We start from the raw sequence: 239 nt of genomic DNA, 5'->3' as shown, positions 1-239 counted from the left end.
CCCGGGAACGTGGACGACCGTGAGCCATTGAAGGACAAGAACTTTACGCAAAGGCTTTTCGGCAAGATTTTTGCCGATAGAGGCTACATAAGCCAGGAGCTTTTTGAAAGTCTCTTCATTGACGACATACACCTTGTGACCAAACTCAAGAAGAACATGAAGAACTCGCTCATGGACCTGCACGACAAAATCCTGCTGCGGAAAAGGGCGCTCATTGAAACCGTCAACGACGAACTCAA

1 protein-coding gene is annotated in these 239 nt (G+C 48.1%); it reads left to right on the top strand.

Features of this window, described 5'->3' with window-relative positions; translation table 11 throughout:
- Positions 1-239, top strand: a 239-nt coding sequence (locus H6A34_RS14820) for a transposase (protein WP_239480913.1), incomplete at both ends; no start/stop codon positions are given.

The sequence above is a fragment of the Marseilla massiliensis genome (genome assembly GCF_016899855.1).
GTDB lineage: Bacteria > Bacteroidota > Bacteroidia > Bacteroidales > Bacteroidaceae > Prevotella.
This window is presented reverse-complemented; position numbering and strand designations above follow the sequence as displayed.